At 28.4% G+C, this 26,349-nt stretch carries 19 protein-coding genes; 6 read left to right on the top strand and 13 right to left on the bottom strand.

Annotation, left to right across the window (positions count from 1 at the left end):
- The first annotated feature begins 130 nt into the window (after nt 1-130).
- Nucleotides 131-1,417, top strand: coding sequence for a trigger factor (locus tag X274_RS05585; RefSeq protein ID WP_047265831.1), 1,287 nt, complete (start codon nt 131-133; stop codon nt 1,415-1,417).
- 71 nt (nt 1,418-1,488) lie between these two features.
- The gene (locus X274_RS05580; RefSeq protein ID WP_047265830.1) at nt 1,489-3,630 is read left to right on the top strand and encodes a Tex family protein; all 2,142 of its coding nucleotides are present in this window, start codon (nt 1,489-1,491) and stop codon (nt 3,628-3,630) included.
- Nucleotides 3,631-3,646: 16 nt separating this feature from the next.
- On the opposite strand, the gene X274_RS05575 is transcribed toward X274_RS05580, so the two are convergent.
- The 6 genes from X274_RS05575 to X274_RS11540 form a co-directional block, all read right to left on the bottom strand.
- Nucleotides 3,647-5,050: a GGDEF domain-containing protein gene (locus X274_RS05575; protein ID WP_047265829.1), complete on the bottom strand. Its 1,404-nt coding sequence runs from the start codon at nt 5,048-5,050 to the stop codon at nt 3,647-3,649.
- 110 nt (nt 5,051-5,160) lie between these two features.
- Nucleotides 5,161-6,363, bottom strand: a complete 1,203-nt coding sequence (locus tag X274_RS05570) for an amidohydrolase family protein (RefSeq protein ID WP_047265828.1) — start codon at nt 6,361-6,363, stop codon at nt 5,161-5,163.
- A gap of 54 nt (nt 6,364-6,417) precedes the next feature.
- Nucleotides 6,418-7,773 carry an 8-oxoguanine deaminase gene (locus tag X274_RS05565; protein ID WP_047265827.1) on the bottom strand — a complete coding sequence of 452 codons (1,356 nt, stop codon included), beginning with the start codon at nt 7,771-7,773 and terminating at the stop codon, nt 6,418-6,420.
- Complete coding sequence (locus tag X274_RS05560) at nt 7,770-9,185, bottom strand: PLP-dependent cysteine synthase family protein (protein WP_047265826.1); 1,416 nt, start codon at nt 9,183-9,185, stop codon at nt 7,770-7,772. Before X274_RS05560 ends, X274_RS05565 begins: the two co-directional genes overlap by 4 nt.
- A gap of 33 nt (nt 9,186-9,218) precedes the next feature.
- On the bottom strand, nt 9,219-11,492 hold the full coding sequence (locus X274_RS05555; RefSeq protein ID WP_047265825.1) for a xanthine dehydrogenase family protein molybdopterin-binding subunit: 2,274 nt from the start codon (nt 11,490-11,492) through the stop codon (nt 9,219-9,221).
- A gap of 140 nt (nt 11,493-11,632) precedes the next feature.
- On the bottom strand, nt 11,633-12,478 hold the full coding sequence (locus tag X274_RS11540) for a GNAT family N-acetyltransferase (protein WP_052913191.1): 846 nt from the start codon (nt 12,476-12,478) through the stop codon (nt 11,633-11,635).
- 117 nt (nt 12,479-12,595) lie between these two features.
- Between X274_RS11540 and X274_RS05545 the strand changes: the two genes are divergently transcribed.
- Entirely contained in the window at nt 12,596-13,969 is a 1,374-nt protein-coding gene (locus tag X274_RS05545) for a glycoside hydrolase family 13 protein (protein ID WP_052913190.1), read from the top strand.
- Nucleotides 13,970-14,254: 285 nt separating this feature from the next.
- The gene (locus tag X274_RS05540; protein WP_047265824.1) at nt 14,255-16,126 is read left to right on the top strand and encodes a DUF1858 domain-containing protein; all 1,872 of its coding nucleotides are present in this window, start codon (nt 14,255-14,257) and stop codon (nt 16,124-16,126) included.
- A gap of 35 nt (nt 16,127-16,161) precedes the next feature.
- Here X274_RS05540 and xth read toward each other — a convergent pair whose 3' ends face one another.
- Complete coding sequence (gene xth, locus X274_RS05535) at nt 16,162-16,926, bottom strand: exodeoxyribonuclease III (RefSeq protein ID WP_047265823.1); 765 nt, start codon at nt 16,924-16,926, stop codon at nt 16,162-16,164.
- A gap of 294 nt (nt 16,927-17,220) precedes the next feature.
- Here xth and X274_RS05530 point away from each other — a divergent pair, with 294 nt between their 5' ends.
- The gene (locus tag X274_RS05530; RefSeq protein ID WP_047265822.1) at nt 17,221-18,669 is read left to right on the top strand and encodes an aminoacyl-histidine dipeptidase; all 1,449 of its coding nucleotides are present in this window, start codon (nt 17,221-17,223) and stop codon (nt 18,667-18,669) included.
- A gap of 88 nt (nt 18,670-18,757) precedes the next feature.
- On the opposite strand, the gene X274_RS05525 is transcribed toward X274_RS05530, so the two are convergent.
- Complete coding sequence (locus tag X274_RS05525) at nt 18,758-20,041, bottom strand: DUF5693 family protein (RefSeq protein ID WP_047265821.1); 1,284 nt, start codon at nt 20,039-20,041, stop codon at nt 18,758-18,760.
- A 22-nt stretch (nt 20,042-20,063) separates the two neighbouring features.
- Nucleotides 20,064-20,951, bottom strand: coding sequence for an RluA family pseudouridine synthase (locus X274_RS05520; protein ID WP_047265820.1), 888 nt, complete (start codon nt 20,949-20,951; stop codon nt 20,064-20,066).
- A gap of 62 nt (nt 20,952-21,013) precedes the next feature.
- Between X274_RS05520 and X274_RS05515 the strand changes: the two genes are divergently transcribed.
- Nucleotides 21,014-21,733 carry a hypothetical protein gene (locus X274_RS05515; protein WP_047265819.1) on the top strand — a complete coding sequence of 240 codons (720 nt, stop codon included), beginning with the start codon at nt 21,014-21,016 and terminating at the stop codon, nt 21,731-21,733.
- 108 nt (nt 21,734-21,841) lie between these two features.
- On the opposite strand, the gene X274_RS05510 is transcribed toward X274_RS05515, so the two are convergent.
- The 4 genes from X274_RS05510 to fdrA are packed head-to-tail and all read right to left on the bottom strand — an operon-like array spanning nt 21,842 to nt 26,348.
- Nucleotides 21,842-22,564, bottom strand: coding sequence for an N-acetyltransferase (locus X274_RS05510; protein WP_047265818.1), 723 nt, complete (start codon nt 22,562-22,564; stop codon nt 21,842-21,844).
- A gap of 38 nt (nt 22,565-22,602) precedes the next feature.
- Nucleotides 22,603-23,394 (bottom strand): cyclase family protein, encoded by a 792-nt coding sequence (locus tag X274_RS05505; protein ID WP_047265817.1) that lies wholly within the window; start codon nt 23,392-23,394, stop codon nt 22,603-22,605.
- Nucleotides 23,395-23,406: 12 nt separating this feature from the next.
- Entirely contained in the window at nt 23,407-24,810 is a 1,404-nt protein-coding gene (locus tag X274_RS05500) for a DUF1116 domain-containing protein (protein ID WP_047265816.1), read from the bottom strand.
- Nucleotides 24,807-26,348, bottom strand: a complete 1,542-nt coding sequence (gene fdrA, locus X274_RS05495; protein WP_197072579.1) for an acyl-CoA synthetase FdrA — start codon at nt 26,346-26,348, stop codon at nt 24,807-24,809. The genes X274_RS05500 and fdrA overlap by 4 nt, the downstream gene beginning before the upstream one ends.
- Between the last annotated feature and the right edge of the window lies 1 nt (nt 26,349).

The raw sequence follows: 26,349 nt of genomic DNA, 5'->3' as shown, positions 1-26,349 counted from the left end.
AGTTATAAAAGTTATTACGTCCCCGAAATCCTATTTTGACCTAATTTTAACAGTATTAAGATATATTCCTTGTATAATATGAAATAGAAATAATTTTAATTGAAATAATTTTAAAAAAGGAGTGTTAAGAATGCAAAAGGAAATTATATCGGAAGAAAAAAATGTAAAAAGATATTTGGTAAAATTTGATAAAAAGGATATTGACAACGCTGAAAACCAGATAGTTAGAGAATTAAATCAAAGATACACATTTCATGGATTTAGAAAAGGTAAAGTCCCAAAAAAGGTTATGAAAATAAAATTTGGTGAAGATTTTGTGGAAATGGTTAGAGAAATATTAATAGAAAAGGTTGAAGATGAGTTTAAAGATGAAAAGGTTTTGTTTGGTCCATACATTGAATCATTTGCATTGGATAATGATTCAGCAGAAGTTGAAGTATTAATGCACGAACACCCGGAAGTTGTTTCTACAAAATTCGAAGAAATAAAAGTTGAAGTTCCAACGGAAAAAGAAGTTGTTGAAAAATTTGTAGAAGATAGAATAAAAGATTTACTTGAAGAAAATCCTATTTTAGAAGAAAAAGTTGAACCAGCAGAGATCGGGGATCTTGTTAAAGTAAAATATACAGTTTTAAATGCAGAAGGTAAAGAATTATTTAAAGATAAAGAAAGTGAATATGTGTTATACGAAGAAGATAAAAGACCTATGGTTACAGATTTAATTGGAAAGAAAAAGGGAGATTATGTTGAAATCAACAGAGAATTTGAAGATAAAAAATATTTATATCAAATAAACGTTGAAGGAGTATATAAAAGAATTGTTCCTGAGTTAACTGATGATATTGCTAAAACATTAGATGCTGAAATAAATTCTGTACTTGAATTAAAAGAAAAATTATCTAAAGAAGGAGCAGATTCATTTAAAGTATGGAAAGATGATTATATAAAGAATTACATCTTGGCTGAATTACACAAATACGTTGAAGTTGATGTATCAGACGAAACAATTGATGATTTTGTTGAAAAAACATTAGAAAGAATTAAACAAAATGGAAAATACGAAGAAGAATTAGAAAAACACGGCGGAGAAGAGGCATACATAAACGAATTAAAAGAACAAGCTTTAAAATCCATAAAAGAAATGACAATAATAAATAAAATTGCAGAAGAAAATAATATAAAAGTTGAAGAGAAGGAATTAAATGAAGCAATACACTCATTCGCACACATGTATAGGCTTCCACATGATAAAGCTAAAGAAATTATATATTCAAATGCAGAAATCTTAGGAAACTTAATGTGGGATATTTTAAGTAAAAAAGTTGCCGAACATATCGCAGAAAAAGTTGAAATAGTTGAAGTTGAAAATTTTGAAGAAAAGCAAAAAAATGAAGAAGAGGAAAAAGAAGAAAATTAATTTCAATTAATAAAACAGGGATATAATCCCTGTTTTATTATCATTAGAAGAAATATTAGAGGTGATTTAATATGAATATTATAAATATAATTTCAAAAGACTTAAACGTTAAAGATTGGCAGGTAAAAAATACAATCGAACTATTGAGTAATGGTAATACTATACCTTTCATAAGCAGATATAGAAAAGAGGCTACTGGAAATCTTACTGAAGAAGAAGTTAGAAAAATTTCTGAGTTATATCAATATCAAACAGAATTAGAAAAACGAAAAGAAAGTATTATCAAGTCAATAGAAGAACAAGGGAAATTAACTGAAGAGTTAAAAAACAAAATTCTGAATGCTACAAAATTAAGTGAGGTAGAAGATCTTTATTTACCTTATAAAAAAAGAAAAAAAACAAAAGCAGATATAGCTATTGAAAATGGCTTGGAACCTTTGGTTCAAAAAATTTTTTTACAAAAAATAACAAATATAGAAAAAGAGGCCAATGCATTTATTAATGATAAGGTTAAAACACTTGATGAAGTTTTAGAAGGGGTAATGTATATAATAGGACAATACTTTGCACATAATGAAAAAATAAGAAAAATCCTAAGAAATGATTTACTGAAATTTGGAAAAATAGAAAGTTATAAAAAAAAGAAATTCTTAGAAGAAAAAACAAAATATGATATGTATCATGAGTTTTCGCAGGAAATACATAAAATACCAAATTATAGAGTGTTATCAATTAACAGAGGAGAAAAAGAAGGAGTTTTAACTGTAAAATTATCTCTTGATGAAAAGTATATAAATAAATTATATAAAGAGTATTTAACAAAATTTGAAGAAAATAACAAAATAATAAAAGAAGGGTTAGATTATGGATTTAAAAATATGTTGTTTCCATCTATTTCAAATGAAGTTAGAAATATTCTAACTCAGCGTGCAGAAGAAAAATCTATTGAATTATTTTCTAAAAATTTAAAGGAATTATTGCTTACTCCTCCATTGAAGAATAAACGAGTATTAGCAATTGATCCTGGATATAGAACAGGGTGTAAGGTTGTAGCTCTTGATGAATCTGGAAAATTTTTAGAAAATAACACTATATATCCAGTTCCTCCAAAGAATGATTTTGAAAATGCCGAAAAAATTGTTTTAGAATTAATTAAAAAGTACAATTTAAATCTTATTGTTATTGGCAATGGCACAGCTTCAAGAGAAACACAAAAGTTTATAGTTGATACTGTTAAAAAACATAATTTAAATTTAAAATACATATTTGCAGATGAATCAGGTGCTTCAGTATACTCAGCTTCAAAATTAGCAGTAAAAGAATTCCCAGATTTAGATGTTACTGTAAGAGGTGCTATTAGTATTGGCAGAAGAATACAAGATCCTTTAGCAGAATTTGTAAAAATAGACCCAAAATCTTTAGGAGTAGGACAATATCAACATGATATGAATCAAAAATTATTAAAAGAAAAGCTTGAAAATACTGTTGAACATGTTGTAAATCTCGTTGGAATTAATTTAAACACTGCATCTTCTGCTCTATTACAATATATTTCTGGTATTACTCCAAAACTGGCAGAAAATATTGTAAAATTTCGTGAGGAAAATGGACCATTTAAAGAAAGAAAAGATTTATTAAAAGTAAAGGGCTTTGGCCCAAAATCCTTTGAACAGGCTGCAGGTTTTTTAAGAATATTTGATGGAAATAACCCTTTAGAAATCACCGGAATTCATCCAGAAAGTTATAAGAAAACTGAAGAATTATTAGATTTTTTAGGTTTTAAAAAAGAAGATATTTTAGATAATGAAAAATTAAATTTAATAAGAGAAAAGTTGAATAATATAAATATTCAAGAATTATCTGAAAAATTAGGAATAGGTGAATATACATTAAAGGATATAATTTCTGAATTACAAAAACCTGGTAGAGATTTAAGAGATGAATTGCCTCAACCAATATTGTATGAAGATGTTTTAACATTGGAAGATTTAAAAATCGGAATGATTTTACAAGGAAGAGTTACAAATATAACAGATTTTGGAGCTTTTGTTGATCTTGGTATTAAAGAAAATGGATTAATACATAAATCTAATATTTCAGAAAAGTTTATAAGGCATCCTTCTGAAGTTTTAGGTATAAATCAAATAGTAACTGTGGAAATCTTAGATATAGATAAAGATTTAAAGAGGATTAATTTAAAATTGAGGTCGTAAAAAAAACACCGGGATTTTATTTTGTCCCGGTGTTTTTTATCTTTTTCATTTGATACATTAGGTCATCTACTTTTTTCATATTTTCCTTTAATGAGAGATTTATATCAATTTCAGTTAAACCAAAGGATATATCTATTGGAAATTCCGTTCTCTTTAACTTTCGTTTAATCCTTTTCATAACTTTTTCTGAATTTTCAAATGTTGTATTCGGAAAAACTATAACAAATTCGTCCCCACCATATCTCGCAAAAACATCTGATTCTCTAATATTAGAAAATACCGTCTCAGAAAATACAGTTAAGCACATATCCCCATAATCATGTCCATATTTATCATTTATTTTTTTAAAATTATCTATATCTATAAAACTCAAAATCACTCTCTCTTTGTATCGTTTACTTCTATTATATATTTTCTTCAAATATTCTTCTAAAAAGGATCTATTATATGCTCTTGTTAAATGATCTCGAATCGATATTTCATAATATTTTGTTTTTTCATTATGTAATTCTTTATATAATTTATTAAATCTTATTACAGATTGAATCGTATATGTAACCTCATCTAAAAACTTAAAATCAAAACTATTAAATTTACATTCTTCAGGTCTTTCATACAAAATTGCTCCATATGCTTTTCCATTTTCATTTCTTAAAGGAACACCATAAACGCTATAAGGTTTTGGCTTTGAACCTATATGAAAAATTTTATACCCATATGGCAGTTTAAAATTCAAAGAATTAGGTATATATATCCTTTTATTGTAATTAATAATATATGATGTTAAAGATTTATCGGCTATTGAATATTTTTTCCCAGTTAGATTAATTCCATCTATTATCCCAAATTCAATATATATTTTATCTCCCTTCAATATTGAAATCGCTAACTCATTGACTATATTATATTCTTTTAAAATAAGGTGAATATTTTCATATATTATTTTACTGTTGAAATTTTCTTTTGATAGTTCTCTAAAACTCAATTCACCTATTTTTTTTGATATTTCAAGATATTTATAATCAAGTAGTTTTATTTCATTGGTTACATCTAAAACTGTAATTATATAATATTTTTCATTATCTATAATTACTCCCTTAAATTTAAATTCAAGAAATTTACTATTAAATTCTTCAACATGCGTAAATGTCATGTCTGTTTTCGAGAAACGAAATATAGTTATAGAATCAAATAAATCTTTTAATTTTCTCAAATGGGTATTTTTTTCCAGATATTTCTCGTAATTGAAATATATATCTACAGGAGATGTTTTTTCCATATCCGTATCAAATAATCTGGCAAGTATTTTATATGATTTATTAATATATTTTACTTTTCTATCTTTTACTATTAATATCCCCATATTATTATCTTCAAAGTATTTTTCAAACAGGAAATTTTTCATCTTTTCATTCATCATTAACATCCCCCTGAATATTATAAACACGTGCAAATTCACCAATATTAAATCACTTTTATGTAAAAATAAAAAACGAAAAGATTAATTTTTTGTGAATTTTACTACAATCATTACTTTAGTACATTTATAATTTTTCCTTTAAATATTACATATTCAGGTTTTTCATGATTTCTAAATGCTTCAAGTTCGTTATTTACATTTAATACAACTAAATTTGCTTCATTCCCAACATCTAATTTAAATTTTTGTATTCCCATACATTCTGCCGCATCTATAGTTATCATATCATATAATTTTTTAATTTCTTTTTCTGTTGTCATCCATAATATATGTGAAGCTAAAAAACCTACTTCAAGCATATTATTTCTTCCATACGGATAATATGCATCTGAAATATCATCCTGTCCAAGTGCAATTAAAGCTTTTTCTTCAATCATTTCCTTTACCCTTGCGTGCAATGGCCCAGTATGGGGATCAGTTATTAAACCTATTTTTGCCTTTTTTAGTAAATTTATTAGTTTAATTAGGTATGGTGTTGGATACATTGACATTGCTCTTGCGTGATGAGCTAATACCTTTCCTTCCCATGATTCTTCTATTGTTTTAATAGCAAGCATTTCAAGTGTTCTTAATCCCGGATCTCCTGCATCATCTACCAGCATTGACACTTGTTTATTATATTTTTTAGCAATTTCAAACATTTTATCTATATGTATTTTTTCATCTTTTTCAGTCAATTCAATCCAAGGTATTCCACCAACAATATCAGCACCTAATTTTATTGCTTCTTCTACTAATTTATATGCTTCAGGTTCTTTTACAATTCCATCCTGAGGAAATGCAACTATTTCAAGATGAATTTCGTCCTTAAATTCATCTTTTACTTTTAAAAGAGCTTTAACTCCTTCTAATTTTGCTTTACTATCAACATCTGCAAATGCTCTGATGTGCATTACTCCATTTTCTATTGCTAACTTAATAGCTCTTCTTACATTTGGTATTATCCATTTTTCATTATAATTTTCTTTTATTTTTGCAGCTAATTCTATAGCAGACATTGCTTTACCCATATTTTCACCATGATAATCTTTCAATGCTTTTTCATTCATTTGCATTAATGTATATACTTTACACAAATGCAAATGTGGGTTAACAAAAGACTCCGTTACTAAATTCCCTTGAGCATCTATGATTCTTCTTGATTTTGTAGTTAGTTTATCTGAAATTTTAATAATACAACCATCTTTTATGCCAATGTCCTTTAACTTTTTATAATTCCTTAATTTTGCATTTTTGATTAAAATATCAAACATTTTATCCCCCCTAACAGAAATCTTAGAAAAGATGCGGCATATGCCGCATCTTTTCTATAAACTATTTATAACTTTTTTTGATATTTCATTATGTCTTTCTATTAATTTCGGCAATTCTTCATCTAAAATTTTTCCATCTTTTATTCTTATTTCTCCATTTATAACATTTAAATCAACCTGTTTTCCATCACACATTAAAACAGCTCCCAACGGATCATCAAGGCCACCTGCAAATTCCAATCTATTTAAATTGAATCCTATAAAATCCGCCGCTTTACCGATTTCTAGACTTCCTATATAATCATCCATTCTTAATACTCTTGCTCCACCAACAGTTCCTAATCTCAATGCTTCTCTCACTGTTAATGCATCTGCACCATATTTTACCCTTTGTAATAACAGAGCATTCCTAATTTCTGCAATCATATTATTTGTATCATTACTTGCACTTCCATCTACTGCTATTCCTATTCGCATTTTATCTTTCATATTTATAACTGGAGCAATTCCAGAACCAAGCCTCATATTTGAAGATGGACAATGTGCCATACCAACATCATTTTGTGATAACTTTTCTATATCTGATTCATTTAACCATACAAGATGAGCAAACCATGCACGAGGGTTTAACCAACCTAATTCTTCCATATAATCTACCGGTCTCTTTCCAAACTTTTCCATACAATACTCTTCTTCATCAAGTGTTTCTGCAACATGCGTATGCATTAATACATCATATTCTTCTGCAAGTTTAACAGTTTCTTTCATCAAATCTGCTGTAACAGAAAAAGGAGAACACGGTGCCAATGCTATTCTCAACATAGAATATTTTTCTGGATTATGATATTTTTCAATTACTCTTATACTCTCTTTTATTATTTCCTTTTCTGTTTGCACAACACTATCAGGTGGTAAACCTCCATCTTTTTTGCTCATTGACATACTTCCACGAGTTGGGTGAAAACGAATTCCTGTTCTTATGGCTCCTTCTATTTCTGCATCTATTGCCTCATTTAAACCATATGGATATAAGTATAAATGGTCCGTAGTAGTTGTAACTCCCGTCTTCATCATTTCATAATTTGCTATAATTGAACTTATATAAAACCCTTCTCTATCAATATTTTTCCATCGTTCATATAAGAATACAAGCCAATCAAATAATTTTGCATTTTGAGCTCCTTTAACATTTCTTGTTAAAGACTGATATAAATGGTGATGAGTATTTACAAATCCTGGCATTATAAGCATATCTTTACAATTTATAATTTCATCTGCTGTCATATCAGGATTACCAGTTCCTATATCCTTTATAACGTTATCTTCAATATAAATGTATGCATTTTTCAATTCTGTATTTTCATTATCGAAGGTTGCAAGATATGATATATTTTTAAATAATTTCTTCATTTTTCAAGCCACACCTTCCTTAAAGTTGCTTTATGTTCCTCTCTATATTGTTCCAGTAATTTGTTAATTTCATGAACCTTTTTTTGATGTTCTTCCCAGTATTTTTGTTCTTTCTGTGCATCTAATTCTTCTATTGTTTTTCCCTGCTGTTCAATCCATGTATAATATTTCAAATTATGCCATCTTTCTCTATTATATTTATCACCTTCGAATATCCCGGATGTTTCCTGATATAAGAATATTCTTTCAACCCTTGATTTTGCTTCTGCTCTTTCTAATTTACCATACGTTTCTGTCATTTGTTCCATTACAGAATGGTATCTGGCAATATTATCAGTAGCAACAACAAATATATTGTCATCGGATTTTAGATTATAAAATTTAGCCATTTTTATAGCACCAATAACATTTGCAACTCCTGAAATACCAAACTTATCTGAAATATATTCCACCATTTCCGGATCCACAAATTCTTTTAAGAATTTTTTTCCTTCTTCATCTGTTAATACCTGTAACATCTTTTTGCTATCAACATCATCTACTAAAACAACTGCATCGTTATTCATAACATTGTGTATCCATGTAACGTGTTTATCTCCAATTCCCTGAATATCATGTCCTCCATATCCATTTAAAGCAATTGTTGGACATTGGACCGGTTCCATAGCCACTATTTTAACTTCTGGAAATTCCTGTTTTACTCTATCTCCACTGGCAATTGTTCCTGCAGAACCAACCCCTAAAACAATCGCCGCAATTCTTTCATTTCCTATATGATACCTTTTCACTGTTTCAATCATAGTATTTCCAGTAACATAATAGTGGAATCTATAATTCGCAAATTCTTCAAATTGGTTTAATACTCTTATATGTTCAGGATCATTTTGTTTCAGTTCTTTTGTTTTATCATAAATTTCTTTAACATTTGATTCGCATCCGGGAGTTGCTATAACATCAGAACCATATTTTCGAATTATGTCAAATCTTTCTTGACTCATTTCTTCCGGTAAAATTACCAAGGAATCATAATTCATTCTTGAACTGACAAAAGCTCCGCCTATACCGTAATTTCCCGTTGAAGGCCATACCAATTTATGAATTGAGGCATCTACTTCATGAGTTATTGTTTTTTCCATTAATACCGAATATGTTGCTCCAACTTTATGACTTCCTGATGGAAAATCCTTGGCATATAAAACTATAATATTTGCATCAACACCTGTTAATTCTTTTGGCATAACAAAATACCTTATCTCATTATTTTCATCCTTCCAAGATATATTAAATAAATTAATTGGATGAAGTGGATCCTTTTTTTTCATTTCTATAGCTCTTTTTCTGATTTCTGGATCAATTTTTTCTGGATGTAACATTTCTTCGTATGTTGGACCCACGATCGGCACTCTTTTCATTCTATAACTACCCCCTTGTTCTGTCTTTTAGTATTATTTTTCATTTATCAAAGATATTACATTTTCCATAGTTATTGGTATTCTTGAAATTCTTCTTTTTATGGCATTTGAAACCGCATTTGCTATTGATGGTGGAGCACTCATCAATGAAGGTTCTCCAATCCCTTTTGCACCAAATGGTCCATATGGAAACTCTTCTTCCACTATATCAGGTATAATCTCTGGAATATCTTTTATAGTAGGAATAACGTAATTATTAAAATTTGATGTAATAATTTTTCCGTTAACCTGTTTTATTTCTTCCATTATTGCATGTCCCATACCCTGAACGGCACCACCTTGAATCTGCCCTATTACTCCATCGTAATTTATTGCCTTACCAATATCATGAGATATCCACATTTTTATAACTTCGACTTTTCCAGTTAACATATCCACTTCTACCAATGAAAGTTGTGTGGAATATGTATAAGTTACATATGCTTCCCCTATACCATTTTCCATATCAAAATTTAATTTCGGAGATTTAAACCAACCCGATTCATTTAATTTTACATTCGCGTCATTCGCCATTTTTGCTATCTCTTCAAATGAATATTCTTTATCTTTTATTTTATATATTCCTAAATTTATTTTTATATCTTTTTCTTCAACATCAAATTTTTTACATAAAAATTCTATTATATTCCTTTTTATTTTTTCGGCTGCATCTTTTGCTGCATTTCCGCTAAATACCGTTGTTCTTGAAGCCACTGTAGGGCCACTATCCTGTACTATAAACGTGTCTGTTTGCAATACATTTATTTTTTCAAGTTTTTGCCCTAAAACCTCCGAAACAATCATTGAAATTGCTGTTTTAGCTCCTTGACCAATTTCTGTACCACCAAACATTATGTTTATAGTTCCATCAGGAAAAACATGAACTTCTGAATTTGAAGCATCAAGATGCTGTCCTCCAGCTCCTAAACTTACGCCATATATAATATGAGACCAACCTAACCCACGCTTTTTCAATTTATTACTTTTATTAAATTCTTTTATTTCTTTTTTTAAATTATCATAATTAGACAATCTTTTAATATTCTCAAGGGTTTTTTTCGCTCCTACAGAATATTCCAATTTGTGACCGGTAGATGTTTCATCACCAACTTCAAGAGCATTTTTATATCGTATATCCCATGGATCTATATTTAATTTTTCTGCAGCCTCATCCATTATAGATTCAATAGCAAATAACACCTGAGGAGAACCAAATCCTCTAAAAGCTCCACATGGAACCTTATTTGTATATACTCCATAAACATCCACATATACATTTGGAACTTTATATGCCCCCGCTGAATGAGTTAATGTCCTATACATAACGATAGGAGATAATGTAGAATAAGCTCCCATATCAAGGTATGTTTTGCTTTTTAGCCCTATTAATGTTCCATCTTTTTTAAAAGCTGCTTTATAGTATGATTTTGATGGATGTCTTTTACTTGTTTCTTTTATATCGTGTTCTCTTTCATATATCAGTTTTACTGGTCTTCTTGTTAAATAAGAGAGTAAAGCAGCTTTTGATGCAATATATGAAGGAACATCTTCCTTTCCACCAAATCCCCCACCTGTTTCCATTTGAATAACATCCACTTTATTAAACGAAATATTTAATATTTCAGAAACATCTTCCTGAACATAAAACGGACATTGCATTGATGCATAAATCTTCATTACATCTCCATTATAATATGCTACAACTCCCTGTGTTTCCAGATACGCCTGCTCCTGGTAATCTGTTTCAAATTCTTTTTCTATTACTAAGTCAGCATTTCTAAAAACTTCATCAACATTTCCTCTTCTGATTTTTTTATGAAATGCTATATTTGTTTTTTCATTATTTACTTTTATTTCATCTTTAATGGCATCTTCAATTGTAAACACTCCAGGAAGTTCTTCAACTTCAAAATGTATTTTTTCAATAGCTTCTTCAACAGCTTCTTTTGTTTCTCCTGCTATTAATGCTATTGAATCATGCTCAAATCTGATTTTTTCACCAATTGGTATTAAAAATCTCATATCTTTTGTAATAACACCAAATTTATTTGTTCCAGGTACATCTTTATATGTCGCTATTTTAACAACTCCTGGAACCTTTTCAGCTTCAGTAATATCTATGCTTTTTAATATTCCATGTGGAATATTTGAATAAACCACACCAGCATACAGCATTCTATCAAAATATAAATCCGGTGTATACAATGATTCACCATACGCCTTTTCTTTCGCTTCTATTCTTTGTGCAATTTTTCCTACAATTTTCATTGTATCCCTCCAAAAAAGATTTACGTAATATAAATTCTACTTTAAATTTTACCTTATTTTATCCTTTTTTTAATAACTCGTTTTAAAAAGATTTATAACCTTTTTTGTTTATAAATCCATTTAAATGCGTCAAACCGTCTTTATTCAAGAACATACAACAGAACATTTGTTTTTTCATTATCTTCTTCTAAAAACCCCTTATTTAAGAATTTATTTTTAATATGCAGCTCTTCTGGAATCATAATATTAAGATATGATTTTTCTTTTTTTAAATATTGATATATTGAAAAATCCAATGCTGTTTCAATATCTCCCGAAATAAAAGATATTGATAATGTGTTATTTTTTTGCAGATATTCGCTTAAAATAACTAAGGTTTCAATTTCCCCTTCGCTTTCTTTTATAAATATTTCTTTCCTATCAAAAATATATTTTAATAGTTCTACATCAAATTCTATAAATGTCCAGGCAAATGAAATATAATTAAAATATTTGTATTCAATAGAATTAAATATATAATTTTTTATTTTTTCAAAATCTTCAGCAATTTTAAAATTTTCATCTGATAATTCATTATATTTTTTCTCATTGAAATACAGCCATTTATATTTCGAAAAAACAACAAATCCATAATTTTCCATTATATGTCTGCTTTCGACATTTTCAAAATAAGTTGAAAACATTACTTTTTTATACCCTTTTTCACCTGCTAATTTAAGAAAAAATTCTGTCAATTTTCTAGCATAACCTTTGTTTCTAAAATTTTTATGAACACGTAACCCTTCAAGCCAGAAGATACCCGGCTTTATTTCTTTCATCCTTCCACACCCGATTACTTTATTTTTTTCCTCAATCACATAAAAATTCCCATTTTTTTCTTTTACCCAGTCATCGAAAACTTCTGGTATATAATCATCATCCCAGGAATACCTTGTTACTTCAACTAAATCCTTTTTATCATTTTCTTTAGCCTTTCTAATATTCATATAACCCCCCCTAAAATTCGTTATTGTTTTTATTTATTTTTGATTATTGAAAAAAATTCTTATTTATGATAAAATATTTTTGATTTTCATCGAAATAAAAATAGATTGAGGTGAATTATGGAAGCTAAAATTGGTTATCAAATATTTCCTGATAGGTTTTACTCTTATTATAACAGAGGAAACACACCATGGAAAACTCCTATTATAAATGATGAAAAAGCAGGAAAAAGATTATATGGTGGCGACTTAAAAGGCATTGAGAAAAAAATAGATTATTTTAAAGATTTGGGAATCGATTTTATATATCTCACGCCTATTTTTGCAGCTAATAGTAACCACAGATATGATGCAATAGATTATTTTAAAATAGACCCAGTTTTGGGTGATGAAAATGATCTTAAAAATTTAATAAATTCTCTTCATAAAGAAAATATAGAGTTATATCTTGACATTGCTTTAAATCATATGAGCGACAAAAGTATCTGGTTTAAAAAAGCTCTAGAAGGAAAAAAGGAAAAGGATTATTTTAGAAAAGAAAATGGATATTATACTTTCTGGCGCGATCATTCATCACTGGTAGAATTAAATCTGGAAAATCCACAGTTACAAAAAATATTATGGCAGGATGAGAATTCTGTGATGAAAAAATGGATGAAATTAGGAGTTGATCATTGGCGCCTTGATTGTGCTTATGACCTTGGATTCAATATTTTAAAAGATATAGTAAAACATATAAAATTATCTGGTAATCACGAGATTATTGGCGAAGTATGGGCATATCCTAAAGATTGGATAGAGATAATGGATGGTATTATGAATTATTACTATACAGATATTATTATAAACTATTTAACAGGAAATTTAAGCGGAAAAACCACATCTGAAATTTTAAATAAAGTTATAATGGATAGTGGTTTGAAAATCCTGAAATCGTGGAATATGCTCTCTTCTCATGATTCAGCAAGAATTAAAAATATATTTGGAAACAATTGGAAAATGGCTGTAATTATGCAATTTACATTACCTGGTAGCCCTTTAATATATTATGGCGAAGAAATTGGAATGACTGGAGATAACGATCCATTTTGCCGTGGAGTTATGGAATGGGAAAAGGTTGATAATCAAAATGAAGTTCTAAAATTTTATAAAAAACTTATAAAGTTATTTAAAAATTCTGACGCTTTAAAAAAGGGAAATTATTATGAAGTTATTTCCAATGATAATGATATACTTGCTTATTATAGAAAATATAAAAATATAAAAGATGCCAAATTGATAATAATTAATCCAACGGATAAAGAAAAAGATATACATTTATATTTTAACGAATCCTTGCTACTGGATGCCATGCACATGAAAGATCATTTTAGCAGCAATAGATTATACATTGCTATGGGCAGTGTAAAAGGAAAAATACCCCCCAATTCTTATGGCATATACTATATGGAATTAAAAGAATACAGGACATATTCTGCCTATAAAAGATTATAATTTTCAAAATTTTTCGGTTAATAAAAACTCAAAACAAAAAGCGTCTACAATTTCGTAGACGCTTTTTGTTTGTAATTTATAATACTTAATTTTGTACAAATAATTTTTCATGCAATGAATTTCTTCTTTGTGTTTCTTTTAATCTCTGAAATAAATTCTTTAAAAAGGCAAAAGATAAAATCGTAATCTAAGTTACAGAAAAATATATACAAATAGTATATAATATAATTAGATAAAAATTATCCGAATTAATTTGATATATTGATATAAAGGAGTGGAATTTATATGGAGAAATTTAATGTTGAAAAAGAAAAATGTATAGCTTGCAAGGCATGTGTGAGAACTGCTCCAGAAAATTTTAAAATAGAAAATGGGAAAGCTATAGTTTTTAAACAACCTGAAAATAAAACAGAATTAAGCAATAGTCAGAGAGCAATGGATATTTGTCCAACTAAAGCTATCTTTTCAAAAAAAAGTGAACCAATTACTGGAGATTCAAAAATCAGGGAAACATTAGAAAAATATCCACATTTAAAAAAGGTTTTATTAAAAATATCACCAAAATTTAAGACAATGCAAAATCCTGTAATGTGGAATACCATTGCAAAATATGCTACATTCAAAAATGCTGCTAAAATGGCAGGCGTTTCTTTATGCGAGATATTACATGCTATAAATAAAGAATTAGGATTAGAAAAAGAATTATATACATTATTTCCCGAATGTATAAAAGACACAAAACCTAAATACAACAGCACCGAAATCGCATGGGAAGAACCTGAAACGATTATGAAAATTCAAAAACATGAGGTTGAAACTTTAACTTTAATCGTTAATCAAATAGAAAATTTAAAACCTGGAAAATCATTAGTTTTTGAGGGAGAAATAGACCCTGAACCAATAATAAAAGTAATAGAATCTCATAAATTCCTATATAATCTAAATAAAATTAATCCATATAAAACAAGAATTTCTGTCTATAATAAACCTTTAAAATTGAAAAACAATAAAGATTATGAAATTCTTGATGTAAGAAAGATGCAACAGGATCCATTTGATATAATTATAAAAAAAGCTTATTCATTAGATCCAGGTGAAGGTTTTATATTAGTTCAAACTTTTGTTCCAACCCCTTTAATAAATATGCTAGATGGAATGGGATTTGATGCTGAAGTTAAAGAAATTAACCCATATGAAGTACAAGTATATTTCACACGCAGAATTGAAAATGATATTAATAATTATAACTATTCTGATAAACCAACAGTAACAATACAATCTGCAACTCCTGTAGGATATCCTATAATCATGAGATTATTACAATCAAAAAAATTAAAACAAGTTGTAAATATAAAAGAGTTAAAAATATGGGAAGAAACAGAAAAGCATCTTGGATGGATAATAAATAAAAAAGCAGATATAAGCTTTTCAGCATTAATAACTGCTTCAAAATTGAAAGATATGGATGTGAAAATGCCTGTTGTTTTTGTTTGGGATAACTTTACGATATTAACAAGAGGTTATATAGCAAAATCTCTTGAGGATTTAAAAGGAAGAAAAATACATATACCACTTTTTGAAGATGCACCACCAGCTAAAATAACCAGATATTTAATAGAGGCAAAGGGTCTCAATATAAAAGATTTTGAATTTACTTATGGAAATCCATTTGGTAGACCTAAACAAATAATGATGGATTTTCTATCTGGTAAAGTAGATACAGTCTTATTAAGAGAACCAGAAGCAGGATTTGTGATAAAAGCATTAGAAGAAAGCAATATAACTTATTCAGAACTATCATATGGTAAAATATGGAATGAAATAAACGAAGGATTTGGATTATTACCAAATGCAGGGGTTGTATTTAAAGGAGAATTAGTTAGAGAATATCCAGAAATTGTAAAGATTGTCTTAGAAGAATTAAAAGCTGCAATAGAATGGGTTAATAGCAATAAGAAAGAAGCAGCAAAACTTTCATTTGATATGATGAGGGCACCAATAAAAAACGTGGAGAAATTTATTGAAAGAGTAACATTTAAATATATATTTGGAAAAGAACTTGAAGATAAAGTGTATAAATTTTATGACATATTAATAAAAAACAATATTATTAGCGCTACTTTAGATGAGAAATTAATGGAAATATTTAAAATATAATAAAAGCCTTCCGAATGGAGGGCTTTTGTTTTAAATCAAATATCAATTTTAATTCCAATAGGGCAGTGGTCTGATCCCATTACATCTGAAAGAATAAAAGCATCTTTAATTTTATTTTCCAAAGGAGTACTTATAAAGAAATAATCTATTCTCCATCCAACATTCCTTTCTCTTGCTCTAGTTTTATAATCCCACCATGTATAATTATTTGGCTCTTGATTAAACATTCTAAATGTATCTATAAAACCACTATTTAAAAGTTTATCAATCCATTCTCTTTCTATAAGCAAAAATCCAGATACATTTTCATTTTCCTTTGGTCTTGCAAGATCTATTTCTTTATGTGCAGTATTTACATCACCACAAATAATAATATTAGGTTGTTTCTTTTTATAATCTTCTAAAAATTCCAATAAATAATAGTAAAAATCCATTTTATATTCCAATCTTTCATGTCTTGCTTTACCGTTGGGAAAATATATATTAAAAAGCGAAAAGTTTTCATATTCAGTAATTAATGTTCTTCCTTCAGAATCAAATTTTTCAATCCCAAAACCTTTTAAAATATTTTTTGGCTCTATTTTTGTAAAAGTAGCAACACCACTATACCCTTTTTTTTCCGCTGAAACAAAATACTTTTTCCATGAACCATAATTTAAAAATTTTTTTGTTAATTGTTCTTCCCTTGCTTTTGTTTCTTGAACACATAAAATATCAGGATCTTCAGAATCCAGAAAATCTATAAAACCTTTCTTTATAGCTGCTCTTATACCATTTACATTCCAAGATATGATTTTCATTAATATCACGCTCCTTAACGAAATTATATCATAAATATGATATAATTTTTCAGATTAAGAAATACTTTTAAAAACATATTTATTGAATACCCTGTTATTGATATTTTTCTATTTTTATATAAAAATAGAAATGCATCAGAAAAAAATGATACTTTAACAATTACATACCCAGAATGGGGTTTAGCTTTTATATGGATAAATATCGGTATAGAATTTTAATAAAATTTTTGATATATATGATATAATATTATTAAATAATATTCGCAAAACAAACTAAGTTAAGGAGGAAATTAAATGAGAATATTAAAAGGGCTAAAGCCTGAAAAGGTGTTTTATTATTTTGAAGAAATAAGTAAAATACCAAGATGTTCAGGAAATGAAAGAGCTATTAGCGATTATCTTGTAAATTTTGCTAAAGAAAAAAATTTAGAATACATTCAAGACAAAGCATTAAATGTAATTATAAGAAAACCAGCAACTAAAGGTTATGAAAATGCTCCAGGGGTTATTCTTCAGGGGCATATTGATATGGTTTGTGAAAAAACATCTGATTCAAAACATGATTTTTCAAAGGATCCTATAAAATTACAGATAGACGGAGATTATATAAAAGCAACTAATACAACATTAGGTGCAGATAATGGTATTGCAGTAGCTTATGCTTTAGCCATATTAGATTCAAAAGATATTGAACATCCAGAAATAGAAGCATTATTCACGACAGAAGAAGAAACAGGAATGACTGGAGCAAATGAATTGGATCCTTCATTATTAAAAGGAAAAGTGTTATTAAATATTGATTCAGAAGAAGAAGGAATATTTTATGTAAGTTGTGCTGGCGGTTTAAGAGATATTATAACATTACCCGTTGAATTTATAGAACCAAAGAACAAACATAGTTTAAGATTAGTAATTTCAGGATTACAGGGTGGCCATTCAGGTATGGAAATTATAAAACAAAGAGGTAATGCTAACAAATTATTAGGAAGGGTGTTGTATGATTTAAATAAAAAAATAAAAGTTGAATGTGCTTCAATAAATGGTGGAGATAAAAGTAATGCTATTCCAAGAGAAGCAACAGCAGATTTGATTATTGATAATATGGAGAAAGCTAAAGAAATTATTGAATATTGGAACAAAATCTTTAAAAATGAATTAAGCGATTCAGATCCAGGTGTAACAGTTTCAATTGAGAAAATGGAAAATCCAAAAAGTGTATTAACAAAAAAATCTTTTGAAAAAGCAATATATATTTTGATGTTAGTTCATGATGGAGTTCAAACAATGAGCAAAGCTATCGAAGGTCTGGTAGAGAGTTCCAGTAATCTTGGTATCGTAAAAACATATAACAATAAAATAGAATTCACTTCAGCAACAAGAAGTTCTGTAGAAACATTAAGAGATCTAATCCATAATAAATCAGAGATTATCGCAAATTTAACTGGAGCAACTATAACAACAAATGCTCCATATCCCGCATGGGAATATAAACCAGATTCAAAAATAAGAGAATTGATGAAAAAAGTATATAAAGATATGTATGGTAAAGAACCAGAAATAGCAGCTATTCACGCAGGATTAGAATGTGGTATTTTATCAGGAAAATTGAAAGATGTTGATATGATTTCTTTTGGACCTAATCTCTATGATGTTCACACACCACAGGAAAAAATGAGCATATCTTCAGTAAAAAGAGTCTGGGAATTTTTAATTGAAATATTAAAAGAAATGAAAAATTATTAATAAGAATAAATAAAAACAGGCCAAAAAGGCCTGTTTTTATTTATTCTTAAATAGTTTAACTTAATAACGTTTTTCATATAAAGCTTTATTAATTATTACTATTTTTTCTTTTAAATAGAATTTTCTTTAACATTTTATATAAGAATAAAGTTATTATAAATGCATTTAAAGTTCTTAAAACTCCTAAATATAATGGTGTTTGAAAATGTAAAAAAGTATCTAAGACAGATATAAATAATATTGATTGCCCAATATTCCAGAATATTTTAAAAAATCTGGTAGGTGGATTTGAAAAAATAAAGATATATGAAAATAATTCTTTAAATCGTGGTCTGGCAATTAATAGTTTCTCAAGCATATCTCTTAAATTTCTTTCAAACATTGTTGCAAATCCAAAATTTCCACTTCTCAATATATAATAAAAATATATTGATATCAATACTATTGATGAAAAAATTATATCTTTTTTATTCAATTTAAAATTTTGTAATTGAACTATGAATAAAGTTATTGGTAGAGTTATGAGCAATAATTTTACCCCTCTTATTACAGAAATTTTGTAAACAAGTAAGTAGGTATATCCTGTTCCATATATCAATATTCCAAATATTATAGTTAATAATAATAAATTGAATACATTTTTAATACTAAAATATTTATTTTTCCACTTTATCCATATAATAAATGAAAACACTATAGCTAAAAAAACATAGGACCACGAAGTAAAAAATATATATGCAACTATATAACTTATAGATAATATTGGGCTTAAAAACAATAAGTATATAGAAATTATTGACAGTGTAAGATAATTGAGCCATCTATTGGTATTAAATAAAGGAGGAATATTTTTATCTATATTTTTCAGCTTATTGTTTATAGATTTTATTATTTCATTCCTTTTTTTATGCGATGGTATATAAAATACATTTATTCTTCTTTCATTAAATGCACGCCAGAAACGCTGGGTGATTTGACTAATATTGTATTTATCCATCTCTTTTGGCTTTATATAATGTGCATATCTGATTTTTCGCAATTCTGAATTATTTAGATAAATCTTGTATTTATCAAATAAAAAACCAAAATCGGAAAATTCGGCAATTATTATATTATCAAAATTCATTATAAATTCTTTAAAATCATTCAAACTTAAATTAGTCGAATTTTCACTTATAATTACAAAGTTTTGATATTTATAATAATCAATTTTTTTATTTTCTACAATAATAGAATGTTTTTCAAGTTTTTTATTATCAATAATATGATAACCATTTTTTAAAAATTTTATATCATTAAAAGTTATATAAACAAATAAGAACACTGCATATACTATAATCAAAATATAAAATAATCTTTTATGTTTTTTCAAAAAAATCACTTCCTCAATATATTTAAAAATCTAATCTATCTAAAACCTTTTTTAAATCAGGTGTTAAATTAGAAATTAATGTATAACGCTTATTTTTATATATAAATTCAAGAAAGTATGAATGTAAAAAATATCGTTTCAATCCAATTAATCTTTTCAACTTTTTATTTATTTCAAAATTACCATATTTATTATCTCCTGCAACAGGACTTTTTATTTCTGCAAATTGTTTTCTTATTTGATGTTTCCTTCCTGTTTTTATTTCAACATCCACAAAGGATAAATCTGTATTTTCTATTTTGTAATTATCAACAACATCATAAAACAACAAGGCTTTTTTATCTTCAAATACACTTTCTAATTTATTATTTTTCCCCTTTAATTTCCCTAAAACCAGTGCATAATACTTTTTTGTTATATCTCTACCTTTTATAATATCTGTTAATTCCCTTGCAACCCGTTTATTTTTAGCAATCACTAAAACCCCGGAAGTATGTTTGTCCAATCTATGAACAAGATGTGGTTCGAATTCACCTTTCGAATAATATAATACCCCCTCTATAATAGTAACCTTTTCTTCATTTTTCCCCGGATGAACAGAAACACCTGCTGGTTTATTAATTGCAATAATATTTTTATCTTCAAAAATAATTTCAAAATCAAGTGGCCTTGGTAATATTTTCTCTTCTTTTTTTCTTTCTTCAAGTGGCCCTTTGTACTTTATCTCAATGATATCTCCTATATTCAACTCATAATCCTGCTTTTTTACCCTTTTACTATTTACATATACAAAACCTTTTCTAATGAGTTTATATATAAATCCTAATTTCAAATTACTAAAATTATTTCTTAAAAACTTATCCAATCTTTTATAATAATTTTTATCGTTTACAGTTACTTTTTTTTGCATAAAATCGCTCCTTTTTTGATATAATATATATAATAACATACATTTATAACGAGGTGATAAATTTGTACAAAGAAATACTCAAAACATTATATTCTTTTCTTGGAAATAATATAATGAACGAAGAAGAAAAGTTAAAAGTAGAAATTTTTGACAAATTGAATTCAAAAAGTGATTTTTATGAAATACTGGATTTCTTAAAATCCGAAACATTTCCCGAAGAAATTGATAATAAATTCCTTTCCTTATTTATTATATCATTATTTAACCGTTTACGTATCTCAGTTGATTTTGAAAAGAAAATTTTGATTTACGGTAATGAAAAAATAAATTTTGATATACTGGAATTAAATAAAGGTATATTAAAAACTGAACCTCTTTTAATAGAGTTAATTGAATTATTGGATTATGGAAATTTACCAACAGAATATCTTTTTGGAATATTATCAAATGATATTGCTAAAAGAATTAGGGTTTTTAAAGAGTTAATAGGAACATCTAAAATAACAGACGAAAAATGGTCTGAAGAAGAGTTAAAGGGGTTGATAAATTCATTAACTGACTCTACAAGAGAATTTTTGAAATATATGGTAAAAAAAGGGAAAAGTTCTAAAGATGAAATAATGAAAGATTTACAGTTAAAAGATACACGTTCTGTTTCTGCCTTTACAAGTGCCATATCACGTAATTCACCTTCTAAAAAAGAAAGAATATTATTTGGAGAAAAAGGTAAGATTTATATTAATGAAGAATATAGGGAAATATTAAAAAGATTATTGTTATGAGTTAAAAAAACTTAATCCCATAATGAAATTAAGCCCTATAATACACAATTGGAGCAATTTATTTTATAAATATAAAAAAATAGGCAGGCCAATGGCCTGCCATTTTATTTAAACGACGGGACTGTCTGGAATTATCAATTCTTTATTTGCTTCAACAACTTCTGGTGTAGGTTCTACTAATTCTGTTTTTACCAATTGTTCTAAGTATTCTTTTATTGAAAGATCCCAATATTCCTTTGTTACATAATATACTTTAGCTCCGCCAAGTTCATGTTGTACATCTGGCCATGGATATGATGGTTGTGCCATTCCGAGTCCCCATCTCTTAAATCCATTATAACTTTCATATGTTGCCCACCATTCTTTTGCACCTAATTTTTCAAATGCATATTTTGCTTTGGCATAATACATAATAGCTCCAACTCTTAATCCTCTAACAAAAGCCATTGAATGAAGACTAATATGAATTCCATTATTCATAACTCTTGCATTTGCAAAGCCTGCTAATTTCCCATTAATTGTTCCTATCATAAAATATGGATCTTTTAATCTATTTCTATACCAACCTAATAATTCTCCATAAACTCTTACACCAACAATATCATAAAAATCATGATCAACATCCAATAATTTCTTTATGAATGGCAATAATTTAGGAACTTCTTCTTTTTCTAATGGTCTGATATATAAATAACTACCGTCTTTTAATTTAGCCATTTCTGGTTTGTATGGTTCTAATTTTAATGATGGACCTGATAATAATGGTTCTAATTCCCTAACGTCAAATGTTATTTTTTCCTGTGATACTTTTTCCGGTATTTCTTTCCACATAATCTTTCCCCTCCATTACTTTTTTTATTCGTTTTATATTATTCTATTTCAAATGCAGCTACACGAGCGATACTTGATTCCCCATCAACTAATCTCCACGGGAATATACCAATGTACATTCTTCTGTTTAATACTTTATCTATTTCTCCACCAAGATTTTCTGCATGTAAAATCAAATGTGGGAATAAATCAATATGCATTAATTGATAAGTTTTATCATCAAAATATTCATCAAGAGGTTTTCCATATTTTTCTCTAAAATGCTTATCTGCCATAGCAGCAAATTCAGGTCTGTATTCTCTTAATATAGTATTCATTGGATGGTCAGCAGAACCACAGTCTACGCCAACCCATTTAATTTCCATTTCTTTTAACCAATCCGCAAATCTTTGATCAGGTCCTGGATGGAAATAATAATATTTATTTTCATTTGCTTCTGGTTGATCCCATGCATATTTGTGATATCCTGTGTTAATAATTATAATATCACCTTTTTTGATTTCAAGATCATTTTCTTTTGCTACTTTTAATAATGTTTCAGGTGTATAGATATCAAAATCTCCAACTTCTTTGGAAATATCTAATATTACACCTTCATGGAATAAATAACCGTCTAATGGCAATGAAGCTATATCTCTTCCACCTGTCATAAAATGTCTTTGTCCATCAAGATGAGTTCCATTATGCATACTTGTTTGTACTATTTGACCATTAACTTTTTGAAGCATCATCCTTTTGAAATACCATAATTTCATTGGCTCGTAACCTGGCCATGGTGGTGTTGTAATGCCTATCTTTTGAGTTAAATCATACACTTTAATACCTGCCACAATAATCCCCCCTTAGTCTGAGTATTCTTTTACAAATGCTTCTAATGCATCTATAAATATGTTCATAGGCGGATAGGTCAATCCTGCCCCAACTTGACCTATGCCTGGATCTTTATGAGCTATACCAGTATTTATTCTTGGTAATATACCTTTCTCAACAACTTTCTTTATATCTAACCCTGTAGGAGTTCCTCTGAAGTTTAAGAATGGTATTTTATATGTATTATTTTCTGCATCTGTTATTTCATACATCTTTAAGGTTGTATCAATAGCTTCCTGAACCGTCCCACCAACAAATTTTACTATTGCTGGGGCTCCAGCCATTGCAAAGCCGCCAAATCCACCAGTTTCTGTAATTGTACTATCTCCAATATCAGGATTTGCATCTTCCTTTGTAAATCCTGGGAAGTATAAACCTTCAACTTCCTGAGCAGTACCAACAAACCATTTGCCTGGTAATCCTGCTACTCTAATACCAAAATCCGTTCCATTTCTTGCCATTACTGTAACTACAGTACTCCCCTTTATTCCTTCTGCTGCCAGTGTTGCTGATTTTGCTGCTGGCATTGAAAGATTTAAGAAGAAATGATCATTGGCATTGATAAATTCTATAACTGCTTTTTTCTCTTTATTTGAAAAATGAGTATCTAATATCGCAGGAGCTATTTCTCTTATAAATAATGAGGTTGCTGCTCTATTTCTGTTATGACATTCATCTCCCATTTGAACGGCCTGAGCGATTAGATTCTTTAGATTAATTTCACCTTTTATCTCAATTGCTTCTTTCAAAACAGGATATAATATTTCTTCCATCCATTTTAATTTTTCAATTACATCAGGGCCATTGGCTCCATATCTTAAAACCTTTCCCAACCCTTCATTCATTGTACAATAAGCTTTCGTACCATATGTTTTATTTTCTATGATAAATACAGGCATAGAAGCTGTCGCAACTCCAGCCATAGGTCCAACACCATCATGATGATGCCATGGATCAAATTCTATTTCACCAGATTCAATCAACTCAATAGCTTCTTTTTCATCTTTAGCTTTTCCTTCATAAATCAATCCACCAATAATAGCTCCCTTTAAAGGGCCACACATTCGATCCCATGTAATTGGAGGACCTGCATGTAAAATTAAATTATCTTTCATACCTGGAACAACATCTTTTGCTATCCCCATTCCAACCAATGTAGGCTGAGAATTCATAATTCTTTCTACTGCTTCTGCATTTGCTTTTTCAATATCAATGTTTAACTTTGAAAATTCATTTAATATTTCAACTGCTTTCGCTCCACCAAGAGGTGGTTTCCAATCAACATGAACAACATTTGCTCCCTGTTTTTTCAAATCTTCATAGAATGATTTTAATCCTATATTTACTATTTTTAATTCTTCTTTAAATAAACTCATCTTCCCAACTCCTTCCAAACATTAACTGCAAATTTTACTGCACTTGCATTGCTTGGGAAGACTATAACCCCAGCATCTTCCAGTTTCTTTTTTTGTTCATAATACTTTTGTGGATCTTCATATGTACCACAAATATTTGCAATTACACATCTATATTTATCTGAAGTTTCCCTTGCAGTTTTTACAGCTTCTGCAATTTCACCTGCTGGATCCATATGTGATCCCCAACCCAATACAACATCCACCATAATAATAGCTGTATCTTTATCAATATATTCTTTTATCAATCTTGATTTTCTCATTGTAAAGTCAATCATAGGATGCGGCCTTCCTACTGTAAACTCATCTTCTCCCATGTCCACAACTGTATGCTCTTTACTTTCATTAATATTTTCCAGTAAATATTCAGGATTTAATGGTTTAGGCGAATATATACCGCCTATTTCTTTGCTTAATAATACCATTGTTTCATCGGCAAGAGTTCCACCAGAGTATAATCCTCTTATATATTTACCTTCTTTTATTTTAGCTACTTCCTCTTTAACCTTTACATCAAAATCAAATGATTCTAAAAAGTCAAAATATGTATATTCGTCTTTATCTATTTCCTTTCCCTGACATAATAAAGCAGCTTTTATTGCAGCATCTTCAAGCGTATGACCTACTGTTATTTCAGAATCTTCTACAATACCATTGACAAAATGAACTACATGTTTTTTGTTTGTTTTTTTCAATAATTCCACTGCTTTTGAGACAACTTCTGGATAAGGTGGTTTTGATACAAGAACAATTATTTCAGTTTCATCATCTTCAATTAATCTTTTAATACCTTCTAAAAACATTAATCCACCAACATCTTTTTTTACATCTCTTCCACCTGTACCAATCAATTGAGATATTCCACAACCAAGATTTGATATTATGGATGAAACTTCCTGAGCCCCAGTTCCAGATGCTGCCACAATACCAATCTTTCCTCGTTTTACTACATTTGAAAATGCCATGGGTACTCCATTTATTATTGCTGTTCCACAATCTGGCCCCATTACCAGCAATCCTTTTTCAAGTGCATATTTCTTCAGGTCTATTTCTGTTTCTATTGGTACATTATCACTAAACAACATTACATTTAATCCCATATCTAGAGCCTTTTTCGTTTCTAGACCAGCATATTCCCCAGCTATGGAAATAACTGCCATATTTGCTCCATCTAATCTTTTTACCGCACTCTCAAGTGATGGGTAAAACTTTTCACCTTCATCTTCCTGAGTTTCTGCTTTAAGTAATTTTTCAACCTCTGCTTCAATTTCTTCCATATTTATATTTTCACCCTTGACCACAATCAATAAATCATTTGGAGTGGTACTTTCTAACTCTGAATCGAGCATTCCCAATTCTTTTAAAAACTCCTTATTTGTTTCTGTACCCATTCCAACAAGAGCTTCTTCAACGTTATCTTTTTTCTTTATATCTTCTGTTATAAGCATTAATGTAACGGAATCATAATATGCATTTGGTTTAATCATTTTATAAACCACG

Source organism: Marinitoga sp. 1155, from assembly GCF_001021175.1.
Taxonomy (GTDB): Bacteria; Thermotogota; Thermotogae; order Petrotogales; family Petrotogaceae; genus Marinitoga.
The sequence above is the reverse complement of the archived record's forward strand: the minus strand, read 5'-3'. Positions and strand labels throughout refer to the sequence as shown.

What these genes read in the sequence shown, in the direction of transcription:
- X274_RS05510 (WP_047265818.1), bottom strand. Translation starts at nt 22,564, where the DNA reads ATGTGGAAAGAAATACCGGAAAAAGTATCACAGGAAAAAATAACATTT.
- X274_RS05585 (WP_047265831.1), top strand. Translation starts at nt 131, where the DNA reads ATGCAAAAGGAAATTATATCGGAAGAAAAAAATGTAAAAAGATATTTG.
- X274_RS11540 (WP_052913191.1), bottom strand. Translation starts at nt 12,478, where the DNA reads ATGAATATTAGAAAGGCTAAAGAAAATGATAAAAAGGATTTAGTTGAA.
- X274_RS05580 (WP_047265830.1), top strand. Translation starts at nt 1,489, where the DNA reads ATGAATATTATAAATATAATTTCAAAAGACTTAAACGTTAAAGATTGG.
- X274_RS05520 (WP_047265820.1), bottom strand. Translation starts at nt 20,951, where the DNA reads ATGCAAAAAAAAGTAACTGTAAACGATAAAAATTATTATAAAAGATTG.
- X274_RS05575 (WP_047265829.1), bottom strand. Translation starts at nt 5,050, where the DNA reads ATGATGAATGAAAAGATGAAAAATTTCCTGTTTGAAAAATACTTTGAA.
- X274_RS05555 (WP_047265825.1), bottom strand. Translation starts at nt 11,492, where the DNA reads ATGAAAATTGTAGGAAAAATTGCACAAAGAATAGAAGCGAAAGAAAAG.
- X274_RS05545 (WP_052913190.1), top strand. Translation starts at nt 12,596, where the DNA reads ATGGAAGCTAAAATTGGTTATCAAATATTTCCTGATAGGTTTTACTCT.
- X274_RS05565 (WP_047265827.1), bottom strand. Translation starts at nt 7,773, where the DNA reads ATGAAGAAATTATTTAAAAATATATCATATCTTGCAACCTTCGATAAT.
- xth (WP_047265823.1), bottom strand. Translation starts at nt 16,926, where the DNA reads ATGAAAATCATATCTTGGAATGTAAATGGTATAAGAGCAGCTATAAAG.
- X274_RS05540 (WP_047265824.1), top strand. Translation starts at nt 14,255, where the DNA reads ATGGAGAAATTTAATGTTGAAAAAGAAAAATGTATAGCTTGCAAGGCA.
- X274_RS05500 (WP_047265816.1), bottom strand. Translation starts at nt 24,810, where the DNA reads ATGAGTTTATTTAAAGAAGAATTAAAAATAGTAAATATAGGATTAAAA.
- X274_RS05560 (WP_047265826.1), bottom strand. Translation starts at nt 9,185, where the DNA reads ATGAAAAGAGTGCCGATCGTGGGTCCAACATACGAAGAAATGTTACAT.
- X274_RS05570 (WP_047265828.1), bottom strand. Translation starts at nt 6,363, where the DNA reads ATGTTTGATATTTTAATCAAAAATGCAAAATTAAGGAATTATAAAAAG.
- X274_RS05530 (WP_047265822.1), top strand. Translation starts at nt 17,221, where the DNA reads ATGAGAATATTAAAAGGGCTAAAGCCTGAAAAGGTGTTTTATTATTTT.